At 68.6% G+C, this 474-nt stretch carries 1 protein-coding gene; it reads right to left on the reverse strand.

Annotation, left to right across the window (positions count from 1 at the left end; genetic code table 11):
- Positions 1-474, reverse strand: a 474-nt coding sequence (locus VSR71_RS35030) for a PAS-domain containing protein (RefSeq protein WP_342917911.1), incomplete at both ends; no start/stop codon positions are given.

Below are 474 nucleotides of genomic sequence, written 5' to 3' on the forward strand. Positions count from 1 at the left end.
GGTGACGACGGAGAGCGCGCGGCCGTCGGGCAGGTACCAGGTGTCCTTGGCGGCCTCCACGGCACGATAGGCCTCGTGCAATTTCGCCTTCCAGGCGCGGAAATCCGGTTGCTCCGGAAGTTTCCGTGCGGCGCGGAGCTGGTCGAGCACGCTGGAATCGTCAGGATTGGCGTCGAGGAAGGTGCGGTCGAGGTCCCACAGCCGCCGGTAGGAATCGTTGTAGAAGGCGAGCCGGCGCTGGCCGTCGAACACGGCGACGCCCGAGGAGAGCTGGTCGAGCGTGCGGCGATGCGCCTCCGCCATCCGCACCAGGGCCGAGCTCAGCGCATCCGCCTCGCTGGCGTCGATCGCGACGCCAACACTGCTGCTGCCGACATTGACCGCGCGGACGTCGTAGATACGCCGCTCGCCGCCGATCACGATGGGCAGCCGGGAGGTGAAGCTGGCGGTCTCTTTCAGGCCGCGGTCCATGGC

Origin of the sequence: Cupriavidus oxalaticus (genome assembly GCF_038900635.1) — a bacterium.
Lineage (GTDB): Bacteria > Pseudomonadota > Gammaproteobacteria > Burkholderiales > Burkholderiaceae > Cupriavidus > Cupriavidus oxalaticus_B.